Annotated in this window: 6 protein-coding genes; all 6 read right to left on the minus strand. The window is 68.4% G+C overall.

Features of this window, described 5'->3' with window-relative positions:
• Positions 1-117: 117 nt before the first annotated feature.
• The 6 genes from ACQKIP_RS35375 to ACQKIP_RS35400 all read right to left on the minus strand — a co-directional run bounded on the left by ACQKIP_RS35375 (position 118) and on the right by ACQKIP_RS35400 (position 6,628).
• Complete coding sequence (locus ACQKIP_RS35375) at positions 118-987, minus strand: thioesterase family protein (RefSeq protein ID WP_365865703.1); 870 nt, start codon at positions 985-987, stop codon at positions 118-120.
• A 65-nt stretch (positions 988-1,052) separates the two neighbouring features.
• The gene (locus tag ACQKIP_RS35380; RefSeq protein WP_365865700.1) at positions 1,053-1,730 is read right to left on the minus strand and encodes a trimeric intracellular cation channel family protein; all 678 of its coding nucleotides are present in this window, start codon (positions 1,728-1,730) and stop codon (positions 1,053-1,055) included.
• Between the two features lie 46 nt (positions 1,731-1,776).
• The gene (locus ACQKIP_RS35385) at positions 1,777-3,168 is read right to left on the minus strand and encodes a M1 family metallopeptidase (RefSeq protein WP_365865698.1); all 1,392 of its coding nucleotides are present in this window, start codon (positions 3,166-3,168) and stop codon (positions 1,777-1,779) included.
• A 108-nt stretch (positions 3,169-3,276) separates the two neighbouring features.
• Positions 3,277-4,497 (minus strand): ABC transporter ATP-binding protein, encoded by a 1,221-nt coding sequence (locus ACQKIP_RS35390; protein ID WP_365865831.1) that lies wholly within the window; start codon positions 4,495-4,497, stop codon positions 3,277-3,279.
• A 35-nt stretch (positions 4,498-4,532) separates the two neighbouring features.
• Positions 4,533-5,630 carry an ABC transporter ATP-binding protein gene (locus ACQKIP_RS35395; protein WP_365865696.1) on the minus strand — a complete coding sequence of 366 codons (1,098 nt, stop codon included), beginning with the start codon at positions 5,628-5,630 and terminating at the stop codon, positions 4,533-4,535.
• Complete coding sequence (locus ACQKIP_RS35400) at positions 5,627-6,628, minus strand: ABC transporter permease (RefSeq protein WP_365865694.1); 1,002 nt, start codon at positions 6,626-6,628, stop codon at positions 5,627-5,629. The genes ACQKIP_RS35395 and ACQKIP_RS35400 overlap by 4 nt, the downstream gene beginning before the upstream one ends.
• Positions 6,629-6,925 lie beyond the last annotated feature (297 nt).

The following is a 6,925-nucleotide window of genomic DNA, read 5'->3' on the forward strand; positions in this document are numbered from 1 at the left end:
GAATACCTCCAGCCCGTCCGGCGATTGAGGACATCTGGGCGGCGGTCCAGGGGGCGGAGCCCCATGGTTTCGGGAAGGGGCGGGACTGGGGAAAGCCCGGCAGGGAGCGCCCGAACCTCAGCCCAACCGCACCCGCGCCAGCTGACGCGACTGCGCCACCAAGCGGTCCTCGCTGTCCCAGATCTCCGCGTCCTCCTCCAGGAAGCCACCTGCCAGGTTCCGCGTGGTGATGGACACCCGGAGAGGGCCGGGCGCGGGCTTCGCCCGGACATGGACCGTCAGCTCCACCGTCGGCACCCACCCCGAAAGCCCCAGCTCGAACGCCGTCGGCGGCAACGCGTCCACCGCGAGCAACAGCGAAAGCGGATCCGCGTCCCGCCCGTCGGCGAGCCCGAACCAGGCCCGCATCTCTCCCTTCCCGGAGGGCTGCCCGAGGGCCCACCCCAGGGTGGAGGGGTCCAGCTTCAGGAAGAGCCGGTCGCTGATGGCGGAGCTGCCGGGCACAGGCCGGTGATCCGGCGCGTCCTGCGGCCCGAAGCACTGCTCCAGCGGCGGCAGCGCGGGAGGCTTCGCCGTCGTACGGACGTCGTCGGGCAGCCCGTCCAGGTCGCCGTACGAGGCGAGTACGCGGATCCGCTCGACCTCGCGCCCCTCCTCGTCGTACTGGAAGAGCGAGGCCTGCCCGGTGGACAGGGTCCGCCCGGCCCGCGCCGTGTCCGTACGGATCACGGCGGGCCCGGGGTGGGACGCCGTGAGGTAGTGCGCGGAGACCGTGAAGGGATCCGCGTGCGGCAGGGCGTCGGCCAGCGCGCGGCCGAGGACCGCGAGGAGATAGCCGCCGTTGACGGCGTTGATGATCGTCCACCCGGCCGAGAGGTCGATGTCGTAGACACCGGGCTCCCGCCGGGTGACCGCGGTGTCGCGGTCGAACTCGCTGTCGCCGATGCTCGCGGGCACCGCTGCCGTTATGGATGTTGCCTCTGCCATACCGGTAACGTACAACATGACATTACTGAGCGGTAGCTTTTCCGGCCGGACGGTCAGCCCTCCCCCTACGACAAGTCCTCCGCCGCCTCCACCTCCACCGCGGTGGACCGCCGGTGCCAGGCCCGTGGCGCGCGCCAGTGGTAGCGCAGCGCGAGCAGCCGCAGGACGAAGGCCGTGATCACGGCGAGGCCGCTGGTGAAGGCGTCGAGCATGTCGTAGTTGATGAAGAGCGCGACCATCGCGGAGCCGACGATCGCGGGCACGGCGTACAGGTCACGGTCCCAGCGCACCAGCGAGGGCACCTCGTTGGCGATGATGTCGCGCAGCACGCCGCCGCCCACCGCGGTGGCAAGGCCCAGGGCCGCCGACGCGGTGAGGCCCAGGCCGTAGTCGTACGCCTTCGTGGTGCCCGTGACGCAGAACAGGCCCAGGCCCGCCGCGTCGAAGACGTTCACCGCGAGCTGGGTGCGCTCCACCTCGGGGTGCAGGAAGAAGACCAGGAGGGCGGCGAACAGCGGCGTGATGAAGTAGCCGAGGTCGACGAAGGCGGCGGGCGGCACCGCCCCGATGACCACGTCACGGATGAGCCCTCCGCCCAGCGCGGTGACCTCGGCGAGCACGGCGATGCCGAAGACGTCGAAGTTCTTGCGCACGGCGAGCAGCGCACCGGAGATCGCGAAGACGAAGATTCCGACGATGTCGAGCGCGTGCTGGACGGAGGGACTGAACAGATCCTGGATCACGCGACATTCTTACCTGCCCGTCGGCGCACACCCGACGAGGCCCGGGCTACAGAGCGGGCTTGCCCTTCGTGAACAGCCACGTCCGGAACAGATCGTCGAGCTGCTTTCCGGAGATCTTCTCCGCGAGCCGGACGAAGTCGTCGGTGTTCACGTCCCCGTACCGGTTCTGCTGGGCCCAGGCCGGGAGAAGCTTGAAGAACGCCTTGTCGCCGATGCGCTCGCGCAGGACCTGGAGCGTCATCGCGCCGCGCTGGTAGACGGCGGAGGCGAACATGGTGTCGCGCTGCGGGTCGCCGACGACCGTCTGCCAGAAGGCCGAGTCGGCGGGGCGCGAGTTGTAGCCGGCGAGGAAGGCGTCATGGGCGCTCTGGGTGCCCTTGTGCTCGCTCCACAGCCACTGGGAGTAGGTCGCGAAGCCCTCGTTCAGCCAGATGTTGTTCCAGGACTCGGGCGACACGGAGTCGCCGAACCACTGGTGGGCGAGCTCGTGGGCGATGGTCGACTCGCTGCGGATCGCGGAGTAGACCGGCTTGGTCTGGGTCTCCAGGGAGAAGCCCGCCTGCGGCATGTCGTCGACGATCGCGCCGGTCTCCTCGAAGGGGTAGGGGCCGAAGATCTTCGACCAGTAGTCGGTGACCTCGGCCGTGACGCCGTACACGTCGACGTTGTTGCTGTTCTCCAGGACCGGGTCGATGGCGACGTAGATCGGGGTCCCGGCCGGGGTCCTGCCCTTCTTCACGTCGAACTTGCCGATGGTGGCGGTCGCGAGATAGGTCGCCATGGGCTTGGTCTCGCGCCAGTGGGCGACGGTCTGGCCGCCCTTGGTGGACGTGTCGACGAGGCGGCCGTTGGAGACCCCGGTCAGGCCTTTGGGTGCCTTGATGCGGATGTCGAAGGCGGCCTTGTCCGAGGGGTGGTCGCTGGAGGGGAACCAGGTGGAGGCCGCGTTGGGCTCGCAGGCGACGAAGACGCCGTCGGTGGTCTTCATCCAGCCGTAGTCGGAGCCGAAGACGATGGGGCCGCTCAGCGGCTCGGGCACGCCGCCGTAGGTGACGGTCACGGTGAACGTCTTGTTCTTGCGCAGGCTTTTCGGCGGGCTGATGCGTATCTCGTCGCCGCTGCGGGTGAACTTCGCCCGTCTGTCGTTCACCTCGATCTTCGTGACCTGGAGCTTCTGGAGGTCGAGGTTGAAGGAGGAGAGATTCTGGGTGGCGCGCGCGGTGATCGTGGTGCGGCCGTCGAGGCGGTCGGTGTCGGGGTTGTACGCCACGTCGAGGCCGTAGTGGCGTACGTCGAATCCGCCGTTGCCGAGCTGCGGGAAGTACGGGTCGCCGACGCCGTCGGAGCCTGGGTGGGGGCCCGGCGCGGCGGCGATCAAGCAGAAGGAGGCGGCGGCTGTGGCCAGCGCCCCCAGACGTGCCGAACGGGAGAGTGCCATGAGTCATCCCTTCGCGCGTGTTCCGGTGAAACGGACACGCAGACTCTGCACTCTCCCGTATGGGCGTGTACATGACTTGGTGCCTGATTTTTACCAAGTCATCAGGCGCTACTTGTCGGTTGACGCCTGACCCTCGGACTCCGCTTCCGGAGCGTCCTCGGAGGCAGTCTTCGCGACAGCCTCCGGAGCGTCCTTCGCGACGGTCTTCTTCGGGGTCGCGGCCTCCTCGGCCGTCTCCTCCGCCTTGCTCACCACCGAGACCACGTCGATCGCCTCCTTGGCGACCTGGAGCAGCTTGGTGTCGCCCGGCTGCTGGTCCTCGGCGTTCTCCGGGTGGTGGCACGCGACCTGGTGGCCGGACGCGAGGGCGATCAGCGGCGGCTCGACCTTCGCGCACATCTCCGTCGCCTTCCAGCAGCGCGTGTGGAAACGGCAGCCGGTGGGCGGGTCGATGGGCGAGGGGACGTCGCCGCGCAGCAGGATGCGCTCGCTCTTGGCGCCGCGCCGCTTGGGGTCCGGCACCGGCACCGCGGAGAGCAGCGCCTTGGTGTACGGGTGCATCGGCGTGGAGTAGAGGTCGTTGCGGTCCGCCAGCTCCACGATCTTGCCGAGGTACATCACCGCGATGCGGTCCGAGACGTGCCGGATGACCGAGAGGTCGTGCGCGATGATCACGTACGTGAGACCGAGCTCGTCCTGGAGGTCGTCCAGGAGGTTGACCACCTGGGCCTGGATCGAGACGTCCAGGGCGGAGACGGGCTCGTCGGCCACGACCAGCTTGGGCCGCAGGGCGAGCGCACGGGCGATGCCGATGCGCTGGCGCTGGCCGCCGGAGAACTCGTGCGGGTAGCGGTTGTAGTGCTCGGGGCTGAGCCCCACGCGCTCCAGCATCTCCTGCACGGTCTTGCGCAGACCGCCCTCGGGCTTGACGCCCTGGAGCTTGAACGGCGCACCGACGATCGTGCCGATGGTGTGGCGCGGGTTCAGCGACGAGTACGGGTCCTGGAAGATCATCTGCACGTCGCGGCGCAGCGGACGCATCTTGCCCGTGTTCAGGTGCGTGATGTCCGTGCCCTCGAACTCCACGCGGCCCGCGGTCGGTTCGAGCAGCCGGGTGATCAGGCGGCCCATCGTCGACTTGCCGCAGCCCGACTCGCCCACGACGCCGAGCGTCTCACCGGGCCGTACGTCGAAGCTGAGCCCGTCGACGGCCTGCACGGCCGCCACCTGGCGCTGCAGCAGCCCCTTCTTGATGGGGAAGTGCTTCACCAGGCCGTCGACCTTGAGCAGCGGCTCGACCGAGCTCTCCTTCTGCGCCGGGATCGTCATCTCCTGGCCCTTCGCCTGGTCTTTCGTTTCGTCTTTCACAGCGTCGGCGCAATCTCTTCGGTCCAGATCCGGGTGCGCTCTTCCTGCGACATGTGGCAGGCGGTGAAGTGACCCGGAGCGACCTGGCGCAGTTCGGGCCGCTCGCGGCGGGTGATCTGGTCCTTGGGTACGTCGGCGTACGGGCAGCGCGGGTTGAAGGCGCAGCCCTGCGGCAGGTTGATCAGGCTGGGCGGGGAGCCCTTGACCGGCACGAGGCGGTCGGTCTGCTCGCGGTCGATGCGCGGCATCGAACCGAGCAGGCCCCAGGTGTAGGGGTGCTCGGGCTCGTAGAAGACCTTCTCGGCGGTGCCGCGCTCGACGCAGCGCCCGCCGTACATCACGAGCAGTTCGTCGGCCATCTCGGCGACGACACCGAGGTCGTGCGTGATCATGATGACCGCGGAGCCGAACTCCTTCTGCAGGTCCCGGATGAGGTCGAGGATCTGCGCCTGGACGGTGACGTCCAGGGCGGTCGTCGGCTCGTCCGCGATGAGCAGTTCGGGGTTGTTCACCAGGGCCATGGCGATCATCGCGCGCTGGCGCATGCCGCCCGAGAACTCGTGCGGGTAGCTGTCGACCCGCTTGTCCGGCTGGGGGATGCCCACCCGGTCGAGCATCTCGATGGCGCGCTTGCGGGCGACCTTCTTGTCCACCTTGTGGTGGACGCGGTACGCCTCGGTGATCTGCTGGCCGATGGAGTAGTACGGGTGCAGCGCGGACAGCGGGTCCTGGAAGATCATCGCCATCTCGCGGCCGCGCAGCTTGCGCACCTCGTCGGCGGGCGCCGTGAGCAGCTCCGTGCCGTTGAGCCAGATCTCGCCGGACAGCTGGGCCTTGCGGCGGCCGTACTGCCCCGCGGTGTGCAGGCCGAGGATGCCGAGCGAGGTGACCGACTTGCCGGATCCGGACTCGCCCACGATGCCGAGGGTCTTGCCCTTCTCCAGCTGGAAGCTGAGCCCGTCGACGGACTTGACCAGGCCGTCGTCGGTCGGGAAGTGCACCTTGAGGTCGCGGACCTCGAGGAAGGCGGTGGGAGGAACCGAAGCGGTGACGGGTTCTCCGACCGCCGCTCCGGTCTTGTGCAGTTCGGTCATCCCAGCCTCACTCGCGGGTCGATGACGGCGTACAGAAGGTCGACGACGAGGTTGGCGAGGGCGATCGCGAGCGATGCGCACAAGGTGACGCCGAGGATCACCGGCAGGTCCTTGGTGCTGATGGCCTTGACCGCCTCGAGGCCGAGCCCCGGCAGGTTGAACGTGGACTCGGTGAGCACGGCGCCGCCCATGAGGACACCGAGGTCGAGTCCGAAGACGGTGAGGATCGGCGTCATGGCGGAGCGCAGCGCGTGCCTCCGGATGACGACGGCCTCGCCGAGGCCCTTGGCGCGCGCGGTGCGGATGTAGTCCTCACCGAGCACTTCGAGCATGGTGGCCCGGGTGAGCCGTGCGTACATGGCGGCGTTGAGGAACGCGAGGACGATCCAGGGAAGGATCAGCGTCTCGAACCAGACGTTGATCGGGTCCTCCGTGGTGAGGGTGTCCTCGATCTGCACCCAGCCGAGGGTGTGGACGAAGAGCCCCATCGCGATCATGCCGGTGAAGAAGACCGGGAGCGAGACGCCGGCGAGGGCGGTGATCATCGCGGTGCGGTCCCAGATGGTGCCGCGCTTGAGCGCGGAGAGCACGCCGGTGGCGACACCGGCGGCCAGCCACAGCACACAGGCACCGGCGGCGAGCGCCGCGGTGACGGGCAGGGCGTCCTTGAGGGTTTCCCAGACGGGCGCCTCGGTACGGAAGGAGTACCCGAAGCAGGGGGCCGGGCAGTGGGTCACGTCGGCCCCGTTGGCGTAGTCACGCCCCATCGGGATGCCCTTGATGAAGTCCCAGAACTGGACGAGCAGAGGGTCGTCCAGGCCCAGTTTGATCCGGATGCCCGCGAGCTGCTCGGCTCCGGACGACTTACCGGCGAAGAGGACGGCGATGTCCTGTCCCGCCCATTTGGGCAGCATGAAGAAGACGGTGAAGGTCGCGAGCAGTACGACCAGCACCATGACGACAACGGCGATCAGGCGCCGGATGAGATAAGCAAGCACTGTGCGCGGCCCGGCGGTGGCCGGAGCCCCCTTGTGAGGAGTTCCGGCCACCGCCCGGGGCCATCACCTGCCCTTCGGACTGGCGGGATTCGGCGGTGGGACTTCCTTGCGGCTACTGCTGATTACTTCTTCGCGTCGTCGACACCGAGCGAGACGTAGTCGTAACGGCCGCTGTAGGCAGCGGACGAGTAGACGTTGGTCGCCCGCGAGGAACGCCAGCTGATGTTCTTCTCGTACAGGAACGGCATCCAGTACGCCTTGTCCACGATCTCGTGCGCCAGGTCGGTGTAGATCTCG

The organism is Streptomyces sp. NPDC059900, assembly GCF_050270335.1.
Taxonomy (GTDB): Bacteria; Actinomycetota; Actinomycetes; order Streptomycetales; family Streptomycetaceae; genus Streptomyces.